This is a genomic window from Tenacibaculum sp. 1_MG-2023, assembly GCF_030547425.1.
Lineage (GTDB): Bacteria > Bacteroidota > Bacteroidia > Flavobacteriales > Flavobacteriaceae > Polaribacter.
The window spans coordinates 14,529-38,128 of the sequence record NZ_JAUORH010000002.1 but is presented as its reverse complement, the minus strand read 5'-3'; the positions used below and the strand labels follow the sequence as shown (position 1 = coordinate 38,128).

Annotated in this window: 19 protein-coding genes; 12 read left to right on the top strand and 7 right to left on the bottom strand. The window is 33.7% G+C overall.

Annotated features, from left to right (window positions below; all coding sequences use genetic code 11):
• The first annotated feature begins 11 nt into the window (after positions 1 to 11).
• Positions 12 to 2,738, top strand: a complete 2,727-nt coding sequence (locus Q4517_RS01840; RefSeq protein WP_303505600.1) for a TonB-dependent receptor domain-containing protein — start codon at positions 12 to 14, stop codon at positions 2,736 to 2,738.
• A gap of 81 nt (positions 2,739 to 2,819) precedes the next feature.
• On the opposite strand, the gene Q4517_RS01835 is transcribed toward Q4517_RS01840, so the two are convergent.
• The 6 genes from Q4517_RS01835 to Q4517_RS01810 all read right to left on the bottom strand — a co-directional run bounded on the left by Q4517_RS01835 (position 2,820) and on the right by Q4517_RS01810 (position 7,208).
• Complete coding sequence (locus Q4517_RS01835) at positions 2,820 to 3,893, bottom strand: CNNM domain-containing protein (protein ID WP_303505597.1); 1,074 nt, start codon at positions 3,891 to 3,893, stop codon at positions 2,820 to 2,822.
• Between the two features lie 82 nt (positions 3,894 to 3,975).
• Entirely contained in the window at positions 3,976 to 4,815 is an 840-nt protein-coding gene (locus tag Q4517_RS01830; RefSeq protein ID WP_303505595.1) for a DUF3078 domain-containing protein, read from the bottom strand.
• 80 nt (positions 4,816 to 4,895) lie between these two features.
• On the bottom strand, positions 4,896 to 5,846 hold the full coding sequence (locus tag Q4517_RS01825) for a DUF3078 domain-containing protein (protein ID WP_303505592.1): 951 nt from the start codon (positions 5,844 to 5,846) through the stop codon (positions 4,896 to 4,898).
• A gap of 29 nt (positions 5,847 to 5,875) precedes the next feature.
• Positions 5,876 to 6,388, bottom strand: a complete 513-nt coding sequence (locus Q4517_RS01820) for a DUF2480 family protein (protein WP_303505590.1) — start codon at positions 6,386 to 6,388, stop codon at positions 5,876 to 5,878.
• A gap of 60 nt (positions 6,389 to 6,448) precedes the next feature.
• Positions 6,449 to 6,769, bottom strand: a complete 321-nt coding sequence (locus tag Q4517_RS01815) for a DUF59 domain-containing protein (protein WP_115899355.1) — start codon at positions 6,767 to 6,769, stop codon at positions 6,449 to 6,451.
• A gap of 13 nt (positions 6,770 to 6,782) precedes the next feature.
• On the bottom strand, positions 6,783 to 7,208 hold the full coding sequence (locus Q4517_RS01810) for a SufE family protein (RefSeq protein ID WP_303505585.1): 426 nt from the start codon (positions 7,206 to 7,208) through the stop codon (positions 6,783 to 6,785).
• A 193-nt stretch (positions 7,209 to 7,401) separates the two neighbouring features.
• Between Q4517_RS01810 and Q4517_RS01805 the strand changes: the two genes are divergently transcribed.
• Positions 7,402 to 8,328: a PfkB family carbohydrate kinase gene (locus tag Q4517_RS01805; protein WP_303505584.1), complete on the top strand. Its 927-nt coding sequence runs from the start codon at positions 7,402 to 7,404 to the stop codon at positions 8,326 to 8,328.
• Positions 8,329 to 8,408: 80 nt separating this feature from the next.
• On the top strand, positions 8,409 to 10,307 hold the full coding sequence (locus tag Q4517_RS01800) for an amidophosphoribosyltransferase (protein WP_303505583.1): 1,899 nt from the start codon (positions 8,409 to 8,411) through the stop codon (positions 10,305 to 10,307).
• A 78-nt stretch (positions 10,308 to 10,385) separates the two neighbouring features.
• Here the strand turns inward: Q4517_RS01800 and Q4517_RS01795 are convergent, their stop codons facing one another.
• Complete coding sequence (locus Q4517_RS01795; protein ID WP_303505582.1) at positions 10,386 to 10,748, bottom strand: SPOR domain-containing protein; 363 nt, start codon at positions 10,746 to 10,748, stop codon at positions 10,386 to 10,388.
• A gap of 216 nt (positions 10,749 to 10,964) precedes the next feature.
• Here Q4517_RS01795 and Q4517_RS01790 point away from each other — a divergent pair, with 216 nt between their 5' ends.
• The 9 genes from Q4517_RS01790 to ruvB all read left to right on the top strand — a co-directional run bounded on the left by Q4517_RS01790 (position 10,965) and on the right by ruvB (position 23,598).
• On the top strand, positions 10,965 to 12,257 hold the full coding sequence (locus Q4517_RS01790) for a c-type cytochrome (protein WP_303505581.1): 1,293 nt from the start codon (positions 10,965 to 10,967) through the stop codon (positions 12,255 to 12,257).
• Positions 12,258 to 12,289: 32 nt separating this feature from the next.
• On the top strand, positions 12,290 to 15,436 hold the full coding sequence (locus Q4517_RS01785) for a TAT-variant-translocated molybdopterin oxidoreductase (RefSeq protein WP_303505580.1): 3,147 nt from the start codon (positions 12,290 to 12,292) through the stop codon (positions 15,434 to 15,436).
• Positions 15,437 to 15,463: 27 nt separating this feature from the next.
• On the top strand, positions 15,464 to 16,864 hold the full coding sequence (gene nrfD / locus Q4517_RS01780) for an NrfD/PsrC family molybdoenzyme membrane anchor subunit (RefSeq protein WP_303505579.1): 1,401 nt from the start codon (positions 15,464 to 15,466) through the stop codon (positions 16,862 to 16,864).
• Entirely contained in the window at positions 16,854 to 17,381 is a 528-nt protein-coding gene (locus Q4517_RS01775; RefSeq protein ID WP_115899347.1) for a DUF3341 domain-containing protein, read from the top strand. Before nrfD ends, Q4517_RS01775 begins: the two co-directional genes overlap by 11 nt.
• Before the next feature lie 9 nt (positions 17,382 to 17,390).
• Positions 17,391 to 17,939 carry a cytochrome c gene (locus tag Q4517_RS01770; protein ID WP_303505578.1) on the top strand — a complete coding sequence of 183 codons (549 nt, stop codon included), beginning with the start codon at positions 17,391 to 17,393 and terminating at the stop codon, positions 17,937 to 17,939.
• Positions 17,940 to 17,961: 22 nt separating this feature from the next.
• On the top strand, positions 17,962 to 19,572 hold the full coding sequence (locus Q4517_RS01765; RefSeq protein WP_303505568.1) for a quinol:cytochrome C oxidoreductase: 1,611 nt from the start codon (positions 17,962 to 17,964) through the stop codon (positions 19,570 to 19,572).
• A 34-nt stretch (positions 19,573 to 19,606) separates the two neighbouring features.
• The gene (locus Q4517_RS01760; RefSeq protein WP_303505566.1) at positions 19,607 to 20,614 is read left to right on the top strand and encodes a cytochrome c oxidase subunit II; all 1,008 of its coding nucleotides are present in this window, start codon (positions 19,607 to 19,609) and stop codon (positions 20,612 to 20,614) included.
• Positions 20,615 to 20,647: 33 nt separating this feature from the next.
• A complete protein-coding gene (locus tag Q4517_RS01755; RefSeq protein ID WP_303505564.1) occupies positions 20,648 to 22,417 on the top strand; it encodes a cbb3-type cytochrome c oxidase subunit I in 1,770 nt (589 codons plus the stop codon).
• A gap of 158 nt (positions 22,418 to 22,575) precedes the next feature.
• Positions 22,576 to 23,598, top strand: coding sequence for a Holliday junction branch migration DNA helicase RuvB (ruvB, locus tag Q4517_RS01750; RefSeq protein WP_303505561.1), 1,023 nt, complete (start codon positions 22,576 to 22,578; stop codon positions 23,596 to 23,598).
• Positions 23,599 to 23,600 lie beyond the last annotated feature (2 nt).

The window sequence follows — 23,600 nt, the reverse complement described above, 5'->3', positions numbered from 1 at the left end:
AAATAAACATTATGTTTAAAAAACTACTATCCTTAGTTTTGGTAGTGTGTAGTATGTCTATTTATGCACAAACTACAGTAAATGGAAAAGTTTACGACGAATACTTGGAGCCTTTTCCAAATGCAGTAATTCTTTCTGGAGAAGCTAGGGCAACCTCTGATTTTGAAGGAAATTTCAGCTTACAAGTTAAGTCAACTTACCCTATAACTATGCAAGTTTCTGCTTTTGGGTATAAAACGGAAATAATTGAGATTACTTCATTAGATCAAGAAGTAAATGTAATTTTAAAAGAAAGTGTAGCACTAGATGAAGTTGTAATTTCAGCATCTCGATCTCCTGAACGAGTTATTGAATCTCCAGTAACTATTGAAAGAATGGGAGTCATTGATGTTAAAAGAAATACATCAATTTCATTTTATGACGGATTAGCAAACTTAAAAGGAATTGAATCACGTGAAGCAAATTACGGATTTAAATCTGTAAACTCTCGTGGTTTTTCTACTTTCGATAATACTCGATTTGTACAGTTAGTTGATGGAGTAGAAACATCAATACCAGCGTTGAATTTCTCAGCAGGAAATATTATGGGGCTTTCAGATTTAGATGTTAAAAATGTTGAAATCCTTCCAGGAGCTTCTTCTGCTTTGTATGGAGCAAATGCGTTTAACGGTATTTTATTAATGAGTAGTAAAAATCCTTTTGATAATACAGGTATAAGTACTTATATCAAAACTGGTAATATGTCGCAAGAAGCAGCAGGAAACAATCCGTTTTATGATGCAGGAATTCGTATGGCATATAAGTTCAATGATTATGTTGCAGCAAAAGCTAATTTAACTTATTTTTCTGCTGAAGAATGGCATGCAGTTGATACCAGAAACACCACAGGAATTGGAGGAACAGCTATTGATGGAGATAGAGATGCAAACACTGATTATGATGGTGTAAATGTATATGGTGATGATTTTAATTTTAATTTAAATGATTTGGATCCAGCGTTACCTTCTATGAATGTTAGTAGAACAGGGTACGAAGAAAAAGATTTAACTAATTATAATGGTTATAACTTAAAATTTGATGGATCTATTCATATCAGACCGTGGGCAAATGATGCATTAGAAATTATAGTAAACTCTCGTTTTTCTCGTGGAGATAATACATATCAAGGAACAAATAGATTCTCTCAAAAAGGATATTTTATCGAGCAGTATAAGTTAGAGCTTAAAGGAAGAAACTTTTTTGTAAGAGGATATTATACAGGAAATGACTCAGGAAAAAGTCACGATTTACGATTCGCAGCTATTGCGTTAAATGAAAAATACAATCCAACCCAAAATTGGTATCAAGAATACGCTGGTATATATAGTGGAGCATTAACAGTTCCAGGATATACACCTCTTAACGATGCTGATGCAAGAAGATTTGCAAATAGAAATAGATTTGTACCAGGATCATCTGAATTCAAAACAGCTTTAGAAGAGGTAATTAATACTCCAATAAACAAGGGGGGAGCAGGATTAAAAGATGAGACTTCTTTTTACCATTTTGATGCTAATTATAACTTTAAAGATATTATCCGTTGGGGAGAGATTCAAATAGGAGGTTCTTACCGTAAATTTGATATTAATTCAAACGGAACTTTATTTACTGATGAAAATAGTAGTATAGAGTTTGATATGATAGGGGTTTATTCTCAAATTCAAAAGAAATTCTTAGATGATAGATTAAAGTTTACAGGATCTGTTCGTTATGATAAATCTAAAAACTTTGAAGGAAACTTCTCGCCAAGGGTAGCATTAAATTATTCTTTAGGAGAATCAAAAAACCATATTTTAAGAGCTTCTTATCAAACAGGATTTAGAAATCCAAGTACTTTAGAGCAATACTTTGGATTACGTTCAGGACCAAGTAAGTATATTTTAGGTACTTCAGAAGAAAACCTAGATCGTTTTTCTACTATTGTAGTTAATCAAGATGGTACTACTAGTGAAATTACTGGCAGACAGGCTTTTGGAAATGCATTAGTTGGAAGAAATAATAGAGTTAAACTTGATGTGAATCCAATTAAACCAGAAAAGGTTACTTCATATGAAGTTGGATATAGAAGTATTATCGATTTAAATAGTAGAAATATATTAGAATTAGATATTAATGGTTATTACAACCAGTATAATGATTTTGTAGCATTTAAAGATGTTATTGTGGCTAATTACGGAGGTTTAGAGGCTGATGGAACACCAGATGCACAAGCTGATGCAGCAATAGATAATGGAGATTATACTTCGTTTGTTCTTAATACAAATACATCAGCTAATGTAGATTCGTATGGTGTAGGTGTTGGGGTAAATACAAAAGTATTTAAGACATTTAACTTAGGAGCTAACTATACATATTCAAAATTAGTTTTTGATCAAAGAGATGATCCTACTTTTAAAGCAGGATTTAATACTCCAGAGCATCAAGTAAAAGTAATGTTTGGAAATCCAAACTTGTTTAAAAACTTTGGGTTTAATGTGAATTTAAGATGGCAAGATGAGTTCTATTGGCAGTCAAGCTTCTTAGATGATACAGTAGATGCAAGAACGGTATTAGATGCGCAAATAAACTATAGAGTACCTGCTATTAAATCAAGGTTTAAACTAGGAGGAACTAACTTAACAGGCAACGAGTATATGGTTGCGCCAGGATCTGGATTAATTGGTTCTATGTACTATGTTTCTTGGACAATTAATGACTAGAGATAGTTAAGATATATAATAAAAAAAGAGGTATGAATTTATTCATACCTCTTTTTTGTTTTACAAACTTTTTAAAATTTGCTATTCGTTTTCAGTATCATTAATAATTCCTAGTCGTTTAGCACGTTGTTCCCAGCTTTTTCTAGCTAAGCTTTGTAGGTTAGCTACATTATCACTCTCATCCATTATTTCGTAGCCTAAAAGAGTTTCTATAACGTCTTCTTGAGTCACCAAACCGCTAACAGCTCCATATTCATCTACAACTAAAGCCAAATGTTCTCTCTGTTCAATTAGTTTTTCAAATAGATTAGGAATAGATAATTCTCTACTTGCTATAATAATTTCTCTCTTAATTGTTTTTAAAGGCTCATTTCCTTTGTTATCAACCAAGGAAAGTAATAGTTGATCTTTTAAAACATAACCAGTTATATTGTCTGAGTTTTCAGCATATACAGGTATTCTGGAGAAACGTAAAGGTCTGTTTTCATTAAAAAAAGATTCAATACTTTGGTTTTCATCAGCGGTAGTAAGTACCGTACGAGGTGTCATAATGTGTTTGGCCTGAACTTCTTTAAAGTTTAGCATATTTCTAATTACTTTACCTTCACTTTCATGAAAAACACCTTCTTGTTCGGCAATATCGGTCATGGCAGAGAAGTCTTCTCTACTTAAAACACTTTCACCATGTGCTCCTTTCCCAAACATCTTAGTAAATAGCTGCAATAACCAAATAATACCGGTGTATTTACAAAAGAAAATAAGTATGTTTAAAGCTTTGGTTGTAAAACCAGCTAAAGATTTCCAGTAAGTAGCACCAATAGTTTTAGGAATAATTTCAGAAGCGACTAAAATTAAAATTGTCATTATAGCAGAAACAATAAAAACACCATTTCCTTCATCACTGAATATTTTCTTCGCTTGGGCACCAACTAAAATAGCTCCTACGGTGTGTGCTACAGTATTTACAGTTAAAATAGCAATAAGAGGCTTGTCCACATCTTTTTTTAATGTTTCAAGATCTTTTGCGTAAGCCTTCTCCTCTTTCTTTTTAAGGTTAACAAAAGTTGGGGTAACACTTAGCAGAACAGCTTCTAGTATAGAACATAAAAAAGAGAAAAATATAGATAATGTGGCGTAAACAATTAATAATGTCATTCGTTAAATTTTTAAGCTAAAATACATAAAAAGAAAACCTCAAGAACATGTTCTTGAGGTTTTACTACTGTGTTTTGTTTTTTTAGAAACCGTAATTCACTCCTAAACCAAACACCTCTCTAGTTTGGAACCCTTTAAAGGCATTGTCGTCATAAATTGTCTGCATTGAAAGGTTCGCAGATAAATATTTGTTAACTTTCATTACTACGTTAAGAGTGTAATCGATATCAACGTTTTGAAAGTCTTCCAAATAATTACTGTAAAGGTTTAAGATGTTCTCTACAGACACGTTTTTCATTACTTCTAATTTGTAATATGCATTAACTGCAGCACCTATTTCATAACGAGTGGTTTCATTTTGCTCTACTCCAAAAGCAGGTCCAAAATCGGTTAAATGTTTATGTACATAAATTAATTTAGAAGTTGCAGGAGCAATGTTTACTTTTAAATTATCATGCTTTTTCCATAACATACCTGGTCCAAATTGGAAGTAGGCAGGAGAAAAGAAATGAGATGTTTGCTCGCCAGAAACATAGGTAGAGGACATCTGAGTCTTAAAGTTAAAAAAAGCAGAGTAATACCAGTATCCACCCGCTTTTTTTCCTGCTAATGAGTTTAATTCTAAACGGTCATCTGTCTTTTGTAAAGATTCCCCTTTTAATTTTGTTACACCGTAAGAAGCAATCAATTTATTGTCCCATGTCCAATCACCTTTTGTGTAGTTAAAATCATAGTTTAAGCCAAGAGTACCAGAAATATTGTTCGTACCCCCAGCTAACCAATTATTGAAAGCGGATTGATTGAATAGAAAAGAGATATTACCACTTTTTTTCCATCCTTCTTTAGGCTCTTCTTTTTTCTCTTCTTGAGCGTTAGCTGTTAATGTTCCAAACAAAACAGCAATAGCTAATAATTTTTTCATTTTAATAGTTTTAAATTAATTTTTTGAGGGCGTAAAAGTACGCTTAACTCAAAATTTAGACAATGTTGTTATGACAAAAGTCACGTTTTATGAAAAATATAATTCAAACCAAGACCAAAAACCTCTTTAAATTGAACTCTACTTGAAGCATCATCGTCAATAATGGTGTGCAAGCTGAGATTTGTAGATAGGTTTTTATTAATTTTAACAATGATGTTTAACTGATAATCAATATCAATATTTTGAGGTTTGTTTAAATAATCTGAATATATAGCTACTATACTTTCCATGGTCACATCTTCCATTATTTCACTCTTAAAGTAAGCAGAAAGGTTAAAACCTAAACTAAAGTTAGTATTCTTACCTTCATCCACACCATATTTTCCAGAAAATTGATCAGAAACAAAAGTATAACGAGCAGTTGCTGGAGCTATGTTTATTCTAGCGTCATCATTTCGTTTCCACAACATACCAGGCCCGAAGCTCCAATATGCAGGAGAAAAGAAATCCGAAACAGCTATTTTAGGTTCTTGTTTATAATCATAACCTTTGGTGTACTGTGTTTTAAAGTTACTAAAAAAAGATAAAAACCACAATTTTGAAGTTTTCAACCCTAATAAGGAGTTGTATTCAAACTGATCTTCTGTTTTTCTTACTCCTTGACCATCTATATAACTCAACCCATAAGCGGAAATAATTTTATTATCCCAGTTCCATTTTTTTCTCTTATAGTTGAAATCATAACCAAGTGTCATATTTCCGGCAACAGTATTATTTCCACCTGCTGCCCAATTAGAAAAAGATGACTGATTGAAAAGAAAAGTATATTTTCCAGTAACAGTCCATTTTTTAGGTGGGTTTTTTTTTACTAAAGGTTCTGCAAATACTCTTTTGTTAAATATGTAGAAAGCAAAACTAGTATCTAAAGGTGAGTTTTCTAAACCAGCAGAAGAGACACTATCTTTTTTAGTTTCTTGAGAAACTACAGAAAAACAGAAACAAGAAAACAAGATTAAGAACAGTTTTTTCATTTGTAATTAAGTTGAGGAATCCTATAAGACTAATTATTTTTTCTCTTGTAAAGTGGTACAGTTGAACAAGCTTCGCCAAACATGATGGTTTTAGCTACGGGTTTAATTTTTTCAATCAAAAGAGTGTATGCAGAAGGTGGTATAGGTTTATTTGCACACCCTTTAATAATTACAGGCTTGTTTTTATATTCAGAAGTGTCTAACTGTTGAATTACCTCTTGAAAAATTACAGTTTCTAAGACTGTTAAATCACCGACAACAACCTTTTTGGCGAAGGGGATAAGCTCAGAGGTTAATAAAAGGTAAGCCCAAGAAGGAATAATAGCATCAGTAGAACATGTTAAAGAAACATAACTGTTTTGATATTGAGACCAATCGTGATTTTTTACAGACTCTCTAAAGTCCTTTTCACGAAGAATCAATTCTTCAAATAACCAATCCTTAATGTCAAACACTATACGCCTACCTTCAGGGTAAAAATCCTCAAGATCTACCGTTGTAAGCTTACTATTTGCAACTCTATTTATAATTTCGTCTGCCATGTTTTTGTTGAAAAGATTTAAAGTTGTGCGTTTTATGTTTTTGTAGTTTTACTAAGAGTTCTACAGCATCCCTAACTCTAATTTTGCTTCTTCGCTCATCATGTCTTGTGTCCAAGTAGGATCAAAAGTAATTTCAACCTCACAATTGTTAATTTCTTTTAAGGTTTTTACTTTTTCTTCTACTTCAACAGGTAATGTTTCAGCAACAGGACAATTTGGAGAAGTTAATGTCATTAATATTTTGGCATCATTCTCTTCTGATATAAAAACATCATAAATTAATCCAAGTTCATATATGTCAACAGGTATTTCAGGGTCGAAAATTGTTTTTAACACACGAACGATTTTATCTCCTAATTCTTCTAATTTATCTTCAGTCATAATTCTTGCTTCTTTAATTTGCTAACTTACTTTGTTGCGCAATCGCATACATTTTTATTTGCTTTACCATAGACACTAATCCGTTAGCACGAGTAGGGCTTAAGTGTTCTTTTAAACCAATCTCATCAATAAAGTTAGTATCGGCTTCTAAAATTGCTTTAGGTGTTTGGTCAGAAAAAACCCTCAATAATAACGCCACAATTCCTTTGGTTAATATAGCATCACTGTCGGCAGTAAACCCAATGATGTCACCTTTTAATTCAGAATGTAACCATACTTTCGATTGACAACCTTTAATCAGGTTTTCATCTAATTTGTAAGTTTCATCTATTAATGGCAGCGATTTACCTAGCTCAATAATGTACTCATAACGCTCCATCCAGTCTTCAAACATTGAAAACTCGTCAATAATTTCTTCTTGTATTTCTTTGATAGTCATTTTTTAAAACTATTTTTGCAGAGTCAAAAAGACCGTTTTTAATTAAAGACGCAAAATTACGATAAAAAAGGCAGTTGACATGAGAGTTTAAGCCTTAATGAGTAGAATTAGTAAATTTTTAAGTCTTAGGGATTTACAGAGGACTTAATGAAACAAATACATTTCCTTAGGTAAAGGAATATTAAGTAGAGTTATGAGTAAATTATTAGCAGTAGGAACTGTAGCATTTGATGCTATAGAAACACCATTTGGAAAAACTGATAAAATCTTAGGAGGGTCAGGAACGTTTGTTGGATTAGCAGCTTCACAATTTGGAGTGCAAACAGGAGTGGTTTCTGTAGTCGGAGGAGATTTTCCAGAATCATACTTAGATATGATGAACGAAAAAGGAATTAACACTGAAGGAGTTGAAATCGTAAAAGAAGGAAAGACATTCTTTTGGAGTGGAAAATATCATAACGATATGAACTCTCGTGATACTTTAGTAACTGAATTAAATGTATTAGAGCATTTTCAACCAGTAGTTCCAGAAGCATTTAAAGATGCATCTATTGTAATGTTAGGTAATTTGCATCCATTAACACAAGCATCGGTATTAGATCAAATGAATGAAAGACCTAAGTTAGTAGTGTTAGATACTATGAACTTTTGGATGGATATAGCATTAAACGATTTACACGAAGTGCTAAAGCGTGTAGATGTTATTACGATTAATGATGAAGAAGCACGTCAGTTAAGTGGAGAATATTCATTAGTAAATGCTGCTAAGAAGATTCATGAGATGGGACCGAAATATGTAGTGATTAAAAAAGGAGAACACGGAGCTTTATTATTTAATGAAGGGAACATGTTCTTTGCACCAGCGTTACCATTAGCAGAGGTGTTTGACCCAACAGGGGCAGGAGATACTTTTGCAGGAGGTTTCTGTGGGTATTTGGCTAAAACAGAAGATATTTCATTTGAAAACATGAAGAGTGCAATTATCTACGGATCCAACTTAGCATCGTTCTGTGTTGAGAAATTCGGAACACAACGAATGGAAGAACTAACGAGCGAAGAAGTACAAGCACGTTTACAAGCTTTTAAAGAATTAACACAATTTGATATAGCACTATCATAAAATACAAATCCGCGCTTTTTGCTGCGGATTTTTTTATACAACACACAAAAACTACAACACAACTAAATACTTGAAATTAAATGAGTGACGCTATTAAACACGAATGCGGAATTGCAATGGTTCGCTTAAAGAAACCATTACAGTACTATAAAGATAAATATGGTACCGCGTTTTATGGTGTAAATAAAATGTACCTGTTAATGGAGAAACAGCACAATAGAGGACAAGATGGTGCTGGATTAGCAAGTATAAAATTTAATGTAGAGCCTGGAACAAGATACATAAGTAGAATACGTTCCAACCAATCACAACCAATACAAGATATTTTCGGAAAAATCAACCATAGAATCAATGGAGTTTTTGAAGAGAACCCAGATAAGGTTGATGATGTAAAATGGCAAGAAGAAAACGTACCTTATATAGGAAACCTGTTTTTAGGGCATGTTCGTTATGGTACATTCGGTAAAAACTCTATAGAGAGTGTTCACCCTTTTTTACGTCAAAGCAACTGGAAACATCAAAGTTTAATTGTTGCAGGGAATTTTAATATGACAAATTCTAAACAATTATTAAATGATTTAATTGATTTAGGACAACACCCAAAAGAGTTTACTGATACGGTAACTGTGATGGAAAAAATAGGTCATTTTTTAGAATCTGAAGTGTCAGATTTATACTTAAAAGCAAAAGATGCTGGTTTTAGTAAAAAAGATGCATCTCCTTTTATTGAAGAACATTTAGATATTCAACGTATTTTACAGCGATCTGCTAAAAACTGGGACGGTGGTTATGCGATGGCAGGATTATTGGGTCATGGTGATGCGTTTGTGTTACGAGATCCTTCGGCGATTCGTCCAGCATTTTTTTACGAAGATGAAGAAGTAGTGGTGGTGGCTTCGGAACGTCCTGTAATTCAAACAGTATTTAATGTTCCGATTGATACAATTAAGGAAATAGATAGAGGTCATGCGTTGATTATTAAGAAAAATGGTCAAACAACAATGGCTCCTGTTTTAAAAGAGAAGCCTAAAAAAGCATGTTCTTTTGAACGTATTTATTTTTCGAGAGGAAGCGATGCATCAATTTATGAGGAGCGTAAAAATTTAGGAAAGTATGTTTTTCCTGAAGTTTTAAAATCTATTGATAGTGATATAGAAAATTCTGTGTTTTCTTACATACCTAATACTGCGGAAACATCATTTTTTGGAATGATGGAAGCTGCTGAAGATGTGTTAAATCAACAAAAGACAGATGCGATTTTAGCAGGTGAAGGAAAGCTTTCAAAAGAAAGAGTTATTGAAATTCTTTCAAAAAGACCACGTTTCGAAAAAATAGCTATAAAAGATGCTAAGTTACGTACGTTTATTACTGATGATAGTAGTCGTGACGATTTAGTAGCGCATGTTTACGATGTTACTTACGGGGTGGTAAAGCCAACAGATAATTTGGTTATTATTGATGATAGTATTGTAAGAGGTACTACCTTAAAGAAAAGTATTATTAAGATTTTAGACCGATTAAACCCTAAGAAAATAGTAGTGGTTTCTTCGGCACCTCAAATACGCTATCCAGATTGTTATGGTATTGATATGGCTAAGATAAACGACTTTATAGCGTTTAAAGCAGCTTTAGAATTATTGAAAGAGACAGATCAATATCATATTATTGATGAAGTGTATCAAAAATGTAAAAAGCAAGAAAATAGCGAAGACAAAGATGTTGTAAACTATGTAAAAGAAATTTATGCACCTTTTACAGATGAACAAGTTTCAGCAAAGATTGCTCAGATGCTAAAAACAGCCGAAATTAAAGCTGAAGTAGAAGTGATTTTCCAACCAGTAAGTGGTTTGCATAAAGCATGTCCAGATAATTTAGGAGATTGGTATTTTACAGGAGATTATCCTACAGATGGAGGTCACAGAGTGGTGAATCAAGCATTCATAAACTTTTACGAAGGAAGTGATAAAAGAGCTTATTAATAATTAATTAGCCAGTAAATAAAAAAGAGTAATCGTTTGTTCGATTACTCTTTTTTATGTTGTAAAAATTATGTTTAATTACATAGGTACTACAATGGCACCAGAAAACTTTTCACGAATCTCATTCAGGGCTCTATCGGCATGCAAGCGTGTCTTATAATTTCCTACTTGTATTTTCCATTCAGGAGCTTTGTAGGTTAACTTTGTGTAAACATCAGGATATTCAATTCGAAATCTATTACGTAAGATTCTTGCGCGTCTTTCTAATCCGTTGTATAATTGGATTCTATACCCACTTCCATTTTGCTTATTATAAGCTCGTTTTTTTTCTATTAAGGAAATAATGTCTTTATTTTCAGTGTGTTTACCTTGGGCTTTAACATTAAGAATGCTACCAGAAATAATAAGTAAAAAAGTAATTAATATGCTGTGTTTTTTCATTTTTTTGAATCTTTTTACAAAAGTAATGACTTGTCAGTTAATACATTGTTAACGTGGTTTATTTAGAATTAGTATAAATTACAGATTAGGATTCTCTTAACATTTCACAATTTAGACAGAAGTAGTACTTTTGTGCAACTTTCTGTGTACTTATTTTTAAAATGATGTAACAGAAAAAATTGTACCAAAATAGATACAAAACTTATATTTTATAGTATGAAAAGTGTGAATCATCACAGTAGATTAACCAAAACTCTAGTAAGGAGTTTAGCTTTCTTTTTAGTTTTCTTAGTAAGTTTTTCGGCGTTTTCACAAGATATTGACGAAGCGCGTCAAAAAGAAGGGAAGAAATTATTTAAGTCTCTTTGTGCTTCGTGTCACAAGTTAGATAAAAAACTTGTAGGTCCTGCTTTAGCTGGGATTGAAGAAAAAAGAACTAACGAATGGTTGAAAGCTTGGATTAAAAACAATGCTGAACTTAGAGCTTCTGGAGATAAAGATGCAATAGCCATCTTTGAGGAGTATAATGGTTCTAACATGACTGCATTTCCGCAGTTAACAGATCAAAACATTGATGATATTCTTTATTATACAACTGTTGGTGAGGTAAAGAAAGCTGCAGTTGCTGGAGCTGAGGTTACAGGTGAAACCCAGGGAGATCAGGCACCAAAGTGGTTGTTGTATATTTTAGCAGCAGCAATTGTTGTAGCTTTTTTAATTATTGGTAGTTTATTAAAAACTATTAGTGAATTAAAAGGAGCTCCAAAAACCCCAGGTTTAATGGGGCAAACTGCTGAGCTGTGGGAAGGAATTAAGCAAAATACATTTTTAAAAGTATTAACAGTAATTTTCGGAGCTTTAATAGCAGCTTACTTTTTATTTGGTACGTTGTTTAAAATAGGTGTTGATGAAGGTTATCAGCCAATTCAGCCAATTGCATTTTCACATAAAATTCACGCAGGAGACAATAAGATAGATTGTCAATATTGTCACTCATCTGCTAAACATAGTAAAACATCTGGAATTCCTTCAGTAAGTGTTTGTATGAACTGTCATAAGAATATTTCGGAAGTTGCTGATGATACTAAAGTGGTAATGGATGATCATACATTAGTAAAAGCGGATTTAGATAAAGAAATCGCTAAGATTTATGAAGCGGCAGGTTGGGATGCAGATAAATTAGAGTATACAGGTAATACTAAGCCAGTTAAATGGGTTAGAGTTCATAATTTGCCAGATTTTGCATATTTTAACCACTCACAACACGTAACGGTTGGAGGTGTAGCTTGTCAAAAATGTCACGGGCCTGTGGAGGAGATGGAAGAAGTGTATCAGTACTCTCCATTAACAATGGGTTGGTGTATTGATTGTCACAAGGCGACTAAGGTTGACTTAAAAGGTAATGAGTACTATGCTAAAATTCATAAAGAATTGGCAGAAAAGTACGGTGTTGAGCAAGTAACTATTGCGCAATTAGGAGGAAAAGAGTGTGGTAAGTGCCACTATTAATCAAATTAGAAAGTAGAAAAACACATATATAAATGGCTTCAAACAAAAAATACTGGCAAAGTGTTGAAGAACTAAAAGGTAGTTCTGTTGTTGAAACGCTACGTAATAATGAGTTTGTACAAGATATTCCTACAGATGAATTTTTAGGCGACAAAGAAACCTTAGAAACATCATCAACATCACGTAGAGATTTCTTGAAATATGTTGGATTTACCACTGCAGCAGCTTCTTTGGCAGCTTGTGAAGGTCCAGTAAGAAAATCAATTCCTTATGTAGTGCAACCAAATGATATCGTAGCAGGTGTTGCTGATTGGTACGCAACTACTATTGCAGATGGTTTTGATTTTGCAAACGTATTAGTAAAAACACGCGAAGGACGTCCAATTCAAATTATGCCAAACAAAGAGGCATGGGGAGAAACTAGCGCACGTACCCAAGCGTCAGTTTTATCATTATACGATGAGAAATTACGTTTAAAAGAACCTAGAAAAGGGAAAACTCAAATTTCTTGGGCAGATGCAGATAAAGAAATCATTGCTAAATTAAATGAGTTAAAAGATGCTAACGAACCAGTAGTGTTTTTAACCGGTACTTTAGCAAGCCCTTCTACTGAAAAAGTAATTGCTGATTTTATCACTGCTTATCCAAATGTTAAGCATGTAGTTTACGATGCAATTTCAGAAAGTGCAGCTGCTGATGCTTTTGAAGCTATGTACGGTAAAAGAGCTTTACCAGATTACGATTTTACTAAAGCAGAGGTTATTGCATCTATTGGAGCAGATTTCTTAGGAGATTGGCAAGGAGGATATGAGAAATCTTATGTAGAAGGTCGTAGAGTAAAGACAGGTAAAATGTCTTATCATGTTCAAATAGAAGCTAACATGTCTTTAGCAGGAGCAAATGCTGATAAAAGAATTGTTGCTAAGCCATCTGAACAAGTTTACGCTTTAATAAACTTATACAACCAAGTAACAGGAAATAGCCTTCCTTCAAAAACAACAGCTTTTGATGCTGAGGTTAAGCAATTAGCTAAAGACCTTAAAAAAGCAGGTTCAAAAGGAGTTGTGGTTACTGGTTTAAATGATAAAAATGCACAATTAATAGCACTAGCAATTAATAAAGCATTAAATAGTGAGGTAATCGATACAGAGACTTTGAACTTAAGACGTCAAGGTAACGATACTCAAGTAGCTCAATTAGTAGCAGATGTTAAAGGAGGTAAAGTAAAAGGTTTAATTACTTACAACGTAAACCCTTTATATGCATTAGCAAATGCAGCTGATTTAGCAGAAGGAATTAAGAACTTAAAATTATCTGTTGCATTATCTACTCAAGATGACGCTACAGCTAATGCTACACAATATACATTGCCAGCACCTCATAACTTAGAAAGTTGGGGAGATGTTATGGCAAAACAAGGTGTTTATAGTTTAATGCAACCTACCATTCAACCATTATTTAATACACGTCAAGTACAAGATGTGTTGTTAAAATGGTCAGGAAGTTCAGTAAACTATTACGATACTTTAAAAGAATTTTGGAGCACAAATGTATTAGGAGGAGCTTCATGGAATCAAGCATTACATGATGGATTCTTTAAAGCTGAAAACATTGCTACAGAAGAAGAAATAGCTTTTGAATCAACAGTAGATGTAAATGCAGCAGCAGTACAATTAGTAAGAGACGCTAATAATGCTTCAGGATTCGAATTAAATCTATATTCATCAACAGCGTTAGGAGACGGTAAACAAGCCAACAACCCATGGTTACAAGAGTTACCAGATCCAATTACACGTGCTTCTTGGGATAACTACTTAACTGTTTCTATGGCTGATGCTAAAGAATTAGGTTTTGAAAATCCAGTGAAAGATAACGGTGCTATTGATGGTAACTATGCTAATGTAACGGTTAATGGAGTTACAGTTAACAAGATTCCAGTGATTATACAACCAGGTCAAGCAAAAGGATCAGTTGGTTTAGCATTAGGTTACGGTAGAACTCAAGGGTTAAAGTCAGAAATGCAAGTAGGTATTAATGCATATCCTTTCTACCAAAACGGAAACAATGTTCAATACAATGTTTCTATTGAAAAAGCTTCAGGATGGCACAAGTTTGCTTGTATGCAAGTACAAAGTACTTTAGCTGGTCGTCACGATATCTTAAGAGAAGCTTCATTAAAAGAAGTAAATAATAAAAAATTAGATCCTAAGCATACTTGGAATAAACCATTTATGGTTTCTTATGATCATCAAGAAGTTGAAGGAAGTAAAATCGACTTATGGGATGAACATGATAGAACTTTAGGACACCATTTTAACTTATCTATCGATTTAACATCTTGTACAGGTTGTGGAGCATGTGTTATTGCATGTCACGCTGAAAACAACGTTCCTGTTGTTGGTAAAGATGAAGTGAGAGTTGGTAGAGATATGGCTTGGTTACGTATTGATCGTTATTATTCTTCTACCGTTGTAGATAAGCAACACGAAGCTAAAATGACATTGGAAGAGTTCAAAGCTCAAAATCCAAACATAGCGAATCAAGAAGTTGAAAGACGTTATACTGAAAAAGTATTAGAGTTAAGTAAAGGAGATTTATTTGATGCTTTAGAAAATCCAGCTGAAAACCCACAGGTTGCTTTCCAACCTATGATGTGTCAGCACTGTAATCACGCACCATGTGAAACAGTATGTCCGGTAGCAGCAACATCACACGGTCGTCAAGGTCAAAATCAAATGGCGTATAACCGTTGTGTAGGTACTCGTTACTGTGCAAACAACTGTCCATATAGAGTTCGTCGTTTTAATTGGTTTAACTATGCTGAGAACAACGAGTTTGATTTTAACATGAATAACGAGTACGGAAAAATGGTGTTAAACCCAGACGTAGTAGTTCGTTCTCGTGGAGTTATGGAAAAATGTTCTATGTGTATCCAAATGACGCAAGCTACTATCTTAAAGGCTAAGAAAGAAGGTAGAGCTATTAAGAAAGATGAGTTTGAAACAGCATGTTCATCTGCTTGTTCTACTGGAGCAATGGTGTTTGGAGATATAAACAACTCAGAAGATACAGTTGCAGCATTAAAAGAAGATAGAAGAGCTTTCCACGTGTTAGATTATATTGGTACAAAACCAAACGTAGTGTATCAAGTGAAAGTAAGAAATACAAACGAAGCCTAATAGTAAAATTAATAAGTATATAGATTTATGTCGTCTCATTACGAATCATCTTATAGAGAACCTTTAATACTTGGTAACAAGAGTTATCATGATATTACTGAAGATATTGCTAGACCTATTGAAGGGAAAGCAAACAAAAATTGGTATATAGCATTCTATATCTCTTTAGCAGCAATGTTATGGGGATTTGGATGTATCTTTTACACCGTAGGAACAGGAATCGGTGTTTGGGGATTAAATAAAAACATCGGTTGGGCATGGGATATTACCAACTTCGTATGGTGGGTAGGTATTGGTCACGCAGGAACACTTATTTCTGCAGTACTTTTATTATTCCGTCAAAAATGGAGAATGGCAATTAACCGTTCTGCAGAAGCGATGACAATTTTTGCGGTATTTCAAGCAGGATTGTTCCCAATCATCCACATGGGACGTCCATGGAATGGATACTGGGTATTACCAATTCCTAACCAATTCGGATCATTATGGGTAAACTTTAACTCTCCATTATTATGGGATGTATTCGCAATTTCTACGTATTTATCGGTATCATTAGTTTTCTGGTGGACTGGTTTATTGCCTGATTTTGCAACGATTCGTGATAGAGCTGTAAAACCTTTTCAAAAGAAAATTTATGCTTTATTATCTTTTGGATGGTCAGGTAGAGCAAAAGATTGGCAACGTTTTGAAGAAGTATCATTAGTATTAGCAGGTTTAGCAACACCATTAGTACTTTCTGTACACACAATTGTATCGATGGACTTTGCTACTTCTATCAACCCAGGATGGCACTCAACAATCTTCCCTCCTTATTTCGTAGCAGGAGCGATTTTCTCAGGATTCGCAATGGTACAAACCTTATTAGGTATTATGCGTAAGGTTACGAATATGGAAGCATATATTACACGTTTACACGTTGAATATATGAACATCGTAATTATCTTAACAGGAGGTATTGTAGCAGTAGCTTATGCAACAGAATTCTTTATTGCATGGTATACAGGGTCTCCTTATGAAAATTATACATACTTATCATTTGGAGCAGAAGCAGGAGCTTATGGATGGGCATTTTGGTCATTATTAATCTGTAATATTTTCACTCCACAATTATTATGGTTCAAAAAAATCAGAAGAAGCTTTATTTGGTCTTTTATTATCTCTATTGTAATTAATATAGGTATGTGGTTTGAGCGTTTTGATATCATCGCAATTGTATTAAGTAAAGGACAGTTACCATCTACATGGTGGCGTTTTGAGCCAACGTTTGTAGACGTAGGTATCTTTGTAGGAACTATAGGATTCTTCTTTGTATTATTCTTATTATATGCAAGAACATTCCCAGTAATTCCTACGGCGGAGATTAAGACTATTTTGAAATCATCAGGTGAGAATTTTAAAAAATCAAGAGAAGAGAACAATGAGCACTAATAAAGTAATTCACGCATTATATAATGATGATGATATCTTAATGGATGCCGTTAAGAAAGTTAAAGCAGAGAATCATCACATTGAAGAAGTATTTTGTCCATTTCCAGTACACGGATTAGACAAAGCAATGGGCTTAGCACCAACACGTTTAGCGATTACTGCTTTTTTATACGGTATTACAGGTTTATCAGTAGCAGTTTGGTTAACATGGTATACTATGATTGCTGATTGGCCTCAAGATATTGGTGGAAAACCAAACTTTTCTTGGGCAGCGAACATGCCAGCTTTCGTACCAATATTATTCGAATTAACAGTGTTTTTTGCAGCACACTTAATGGTAATTACTTTTTACTTGAGAAGTAAGATTTGGCCATTCAAAGAAGCTGAAAATCCTGATCCAAGAACTACAGATGATCACTTTTTAATGGAAATTCCTGTTAAAGGGAGTGAGGAAGAGTTAGTGTCATTGTTAGAAACAACAGGAGCTGTAGAAATTAACGTAGTAGAAACGCACTAATAAAGAGATATGAAGAATTTAAAAATAATTATCGCTTTAGCTGTAGCAGCAACAAGCTTAAGTTCTTGTAACGATAAACGAAAACCACAAGTACAATTTATGCCAGATATGTACGTATCTGTACCTTATGATGTAAATGGAGCTGAGGGGTTAAATAAAGAAATGGTAAATAAATTACCAGTAGCAGGTACTGTAAGTAGAAACGGGGTCGTAGCTTATGATATTCCAGATACTAATGAAGGATATGAAAAAGCAAAAGCTGAATTAAAAAACCCGTTACCTACAACTGAAGCAAACTTAGAAAAAGGTAAAGAGTTATACGGTATATACTGTGCGTCTTGTCATGGTACAAAAGGAGATGGAAACGGAGTATTATCTCAAAGAGATAAATTCAATGGTATTCCAAATTACGCAGATAGAGAATTAACTCCAGGTAACATTTATCATGTAATTATGTATGGTAAAAATTTAATGGGGTCTCATGCGTCACAGTTAAGATACGATGAGCGTTGGCAAGTTGTACAATACGTAGAAAAATTAAGAAGCGAATTAAAATAAGTCTATAATAGATAGTTAAGATATGTACCAGTTTTCAGGAAAATTAAAAATGCTTGCTATTGTTTTAATGGCTGTAGGACTTTTAGGAACAGGTTATAGTTTCTTATCAGCTCCTAAAACATTAGAAGAAGCAAAAGAAATTTTAGCAAAACAAGATGCACACCATGGAGGTCATGATGCGAAAGCAGATCATGCTGAAGAGGAACACGCAGAAGAAGCTAAAGTTGAAAAGCATGAAGAAGAGGTAACAACAGAAGAACATGTTGCAGATAGTATTGCGACACATACTGAAGAAGTAGCACACAATAGTGAGCAAGAGCACTCAGATGAAGTTACAGAAAATACACAAGCACAAGACAGTTCAGCTGTACACGTAGCCGAAGATACTCATGAAGAAGCTACAGCTGATGAAGCAAATGAAACAACAACTGAAGCACATACTGAAGTAGCAGAAGCTCATGGTGAAGATCACGGAGATGCTCATGCAGAACATGCTTTACACCAAATGCAAAACAGACCTTGGTCTGCTTTGTATGTTGCTTTATTATTTTCTTTAGGAATCACATTATTAGTATTAGCATTTTATGCTTCTCAAAGAGTAGCACAGTCTGGATGGTCTGTTGTGTTATTTAGAGTTATGGAAGCTATCACTTCAAACTTACACTATGTTAGTATACTAATGTTAGTATTCTTAATAGTAACGGCAATGCACATGAACCATTTATTTACGTGGATGGGAGAAGGAGTTGTAGACCCTACAAGTCCAAATTACGATGCTATTGTAGATGGTAAGAAATGGTATTTAAATACACCAGGTTGGTTAATGAGAAGTATTTTCTATCTAGTAGTATGGAATGCTTATACTTTTATTATTAGAAGAAATTCTATTAAACAAGACAATGGAGATTTAAAATTACATAAGAAGAACTATAATATTTCTGTAATTTTCTTATTCTTCTTTATGATTACTGAAAGTATGGCTTCTTGGGATTGGATTATGACAATAGATCCACACTGGTTCTCAACATTATTTGGATGGTATGTATTAGCTACTTTCTTAGTATCTGCTTTAACAGTAATAGCTATGGTAACTATTTACTTACGTTCAAAAGGTGTATTACCATTAGTAAATGATAGTCATATCCATGATTTAGCTAAGTTTATGTTTGGTTTCTCAGTATTCTGGACCTACTTATGGTTTGCTCAGTTTATGTTAATATGGTATGCTGATATGCCAGAAGAAACTACATACTTCTTATTACGTTTTAATGAATATAAAGTACCATTTTTAGCGATGGTAGTTATGAACTTCGTTTTTCCAATACTATTATTAATTAACAGTGATTTTAAGAGCATGCCTTGGTTTGTTATACTAGGAGGTGTTGTAATTTTAGCAGGTCACTATATAGATTTATTTGTAATGGTTATGCCTGGAACAGTTGGAGGTCAATGGGGATTCGGGATAGGTGAAGTTAGTGGATTGTTATTCTTTGTAGGGTTATTCATTTTCGCTACTTTCAGTGCATTTGCTAAGGCAAACCCAGTACCAAAAGGTAACCCATATTTACACGAGAGTGAAACATATCATTACTATAATATCGAACACAGAGGAGAAGATAGTAATCATCATTAATAAAAAGAATTAATAAACAAATAGTTTAGATAATATGCTCGCTTTATTTTATATTTTCATAGCAGTTGCAATTGGAGTAAGTTTTTGGCAAATTACTCGTATAATGAATTTCCGTGGTATAATTGCTACAGATGAAGACAACGAAAAACAAGGTAAATATGCTCTAGGATTTCTGGCTTTCCTATATGCAATGATGATTTACTGCTTAATTGCCATGAACGTAATCATGTTACCAGAAGCTGCTTCTATCGAAGGAGAGCATGATGACAACCTTTTCAATATTACTTTTTGGTTGATTGGAATCGTTCAGTTTGGAATGCAGTTCTTAATTTTCTTCTTTACATATAAGTATAGAGGGAATAAAAACAACAAGGCATTATTTTATGCAGATAGTCACAAGTTAGAATTAATTTGGACAACTATTCCAGCAGTAACAATTGTATTATTAATTGGATATGGTTTATGGGCTTGGAACAACATTATGTATGTTGGAGACGATGAAAACCCTATTGTAATTGAAGTATACTCTCAACAGTTCCGTTGGGATGCACGTTATGCAGGTGAAGACAACCAATTAGGTTTAGGTAATGTAAACTTTATCAAAGGTATTAACACAATGGGTGTTGATATGTCTGATCCAAGTGCACAGGATGATAAACAAGTAACAGAATTATACTTACCTAAAGGTAAGAAAGTGTTATTTAAATTCCGTTCGCAAGATGTATTACACTCCGCTTATATGCCTCACTTTAGAGCGCAAATGAACTGTGTTCCAGGTATGGTTACTCAATTCGCATTCACGCCAAAGTATACTACAGCTGAAATGCGCCAGAATTCTGAGGTAATTGCAAAAACAGAGGGAATTAACAAAATTAGAAAAGCTAATGGAGAAGATCCATACGAGTTTGATTACTTATTATTGTGTAACAAAATTTGTGGAGCATCTCACTACAATATGCAAATGAAAATTACTGTTGTTGAAGAAGAAGAATACAACAAGTGGTTGTCAGAACAAAAAACATTAGCTCAAGCAATTAAATAAGATATTTTTAAAAAGTATATAAAGATATAGATTATGTCAGATCATCATCACAAAGAAACATTTGTAACTAAATACATTTTTAGTCAAGATCATAAAATGATCTCGAAACAGTTCCTTGTTACAGGTATATTTATGGGTATCATAGGAGGTTTCATGTCTATGTTATTTCGTTTACAAATTGCATGGCCAGATACATCGTTTTCAATTGTTGAAGCATTCTTAGGAAACCATCAAACAGATGGAATTATGAACCCAGATATGTACTTAGCGTTAGTTACAATTCACGGTACAATTATGGTATTCTTTGTATTAACGGCAGGTTTAAGTGGTACATTCTCTAACCTATTAATTCCGTTACAAATTGGAGCTCGTGATATGGCTTCTGGATTCTTAAACATGGTATCTTATTGGTTGTTTTTCTTATCATCAGTAATAATGATTATTTCATTATTCGTAGAAGCAGGACCAGCATCAGCAGGATGGACAATTTACCCTCCATTATCTGCATTACCACAAGCAATTCCAGGTTCAGGTACAGGTATGACATTATGGTTAGTGTCTATGGCAATTTTCATTGCATCATCATTAATCGGGTCGTTAAACTATATCGTAACAGTTTTAAACTTACGTACAAAAGGATTGAAAATGACAAGATTGCCATTAACAATGTGGGCATTCTTTATTACAGCAATTATTGGTGTAATTTCATTCCCGGTATTATTATCAGCAGCATTATTATTAATCTTTGATAGAAGTTTTGGTACTTCTTTCTACTTATCAGATATCTTTATTTCTGGTGAAGTATTACATTATCAAGGAGGGTCGCCAGTATTATTCGAACACTTATTTTGGTTCTTAGGTCACCCAGAGGTATATATTATTTTATTACCAGCATTAGGTATTAGTTCAGAAGTAATTTCAACAAACGCACGTAAACCAATTTTTGGTTACCGCGCAATGGTTGGTTCTATCATGGCAATTGCATTCTTATCTACAATTGTATGGGGTCACCACATGTTCGTATCTGGAATGAATCCATTCTTAGGTTCAGTATTTACTTTTACAACAGTATTAATTGCAATTCCATCAGCGGTAAAAGCGTTTAACTATGTAACTACCTTATGGAAAGGTAACCTACAGTTAAATCCTGCAATGATGTTCTCTATCGGATTAGTTTCTACATTCGTAACAGGAGGTTTAACAGGATTAGTATTAGGAGATTCGGCATTAGATATTAATGTTCACGATACATATTTCGTAGTGGCACACTTCCACTTAGTAATGGGAGTATCAGCATTATTAGGAATGTTTGCTGGTGTTTATCACTGGTTCCCTAAAATGTATGGTAGAATGATGAATAAAACATTAGGATACTGGCACTTTTGGTTAACAATAATAAGTGCTTACGGAGTATTTTTCCCAATGCACTTTATAGGGTTAGCTGGTTTACCACGTCGTTATTATACAAATACAAACTTTCCAATGTTTGATGATTTAGCTGACATTAACGTGTTTATGACTATTATGGCTATTATTGGAGGTTTTGCACAGTTAATCTTTATAGCAAACTTCTTTATCTCTATGTACAGAGGTCAAAAAGCAACGCAAAACCCATGGAATGCAAATACACTTGAGTGGACTACTCCAGTTGAACACATTCACGGAAACTGGCCAGGAGCAATTCCTGAAGTTCACAGATGGGCTTACGATTACAGTAAAACAGATGAAAATGGTGAGTATGTACACGGAAAAGATTTCGTACCACAAAATGTACCATTATTAGATGGCGAAGAACCATCTTAAAATAAAAATATGCAAACTTAAAAAGCCTTCCAATTTGGAAGGCTTTTTAAGTTTCTATGGTTATTACAAGATTTTATAATATGTATTTTAGCATAGAAAAGAGCTAAGTAACATATATTACAAAACAAACATTTTATTTCAAGTATATTTGCAATAATATGAATGAAAACCTAAACCCTGATAATACTCATTTTTCAAGTGAAGAGTTAGATGTAGAAAAGAAACTACGTCCGCTTTCATTTGAAGATTTTACTGGTCAAGAGCAGGCAATTGATAATTTAAAAATTTTCGTTGAGGCTGCCAATCAACGAGATGAAGCACTTGATCATACCCTGTTTCATGGACCTCCTGGTTTAGGAAAAACCACCTTAGCACATATTTTAGCCAGTGAATTAGGAGTGGGGATTAAAGTTACCTCAGGACCAGTATTAGACAAGCCTGGAGATTTAGCAGGTCTACTAACCAATTTAGATGAACGAGATGTTCTGTTTATAGATGAAATTCATCGATTAAGTCCTATTGTAGAAGAATACTTGTATTCAGCAATGGAAGATTATAAAATCGATATTATGATCGAATCAGGGCCCAATGCACGTACAGTTCAGATTAATTTAGAACCGTTTACATTAATTGGAGCTACTACACGTTCAGGATTGCTTACAGCTCCTATGCGAGCACGTTTTGGAATCAGTAGTCGTTTACATTACTATTCAACAGAATTATTAACAACCATCGTACAGCGAAGTGCATTTATTTTAAAAATGCCTATTTCTATGGAAGCAGCAATAGAAATTGCTGGTAGAAGTAGAGGAACTCCACGTATTGCTAACGCATTATTACGTAGAGTACGTGATTTTGCACAAATTAAAGGTGATGGTACCATTACCATAGAAATAGCGAGATATGCCTTGAAAGCATTGAATGTAGACGCACATGGTTTAGATGAAATGGACAATAAAATTTTATCTACCATTATCGATAAGTTTAAGGGAGGTCCAGTAGGAATAACAACCTTAGCGACAGCAGTAGCTGAAAACGCAGAAACAATTGAAGAAGTATATGAACCTTTTTTAATCCAACAAGGGTTTATTATGCGTACGCCAAGAGGAAGAGAAGTAACTGATTTGGCATATAAACATTTGGGAAAAATTAAAGGAACTAGTCAAGGAGAGCTCTTTTAAAT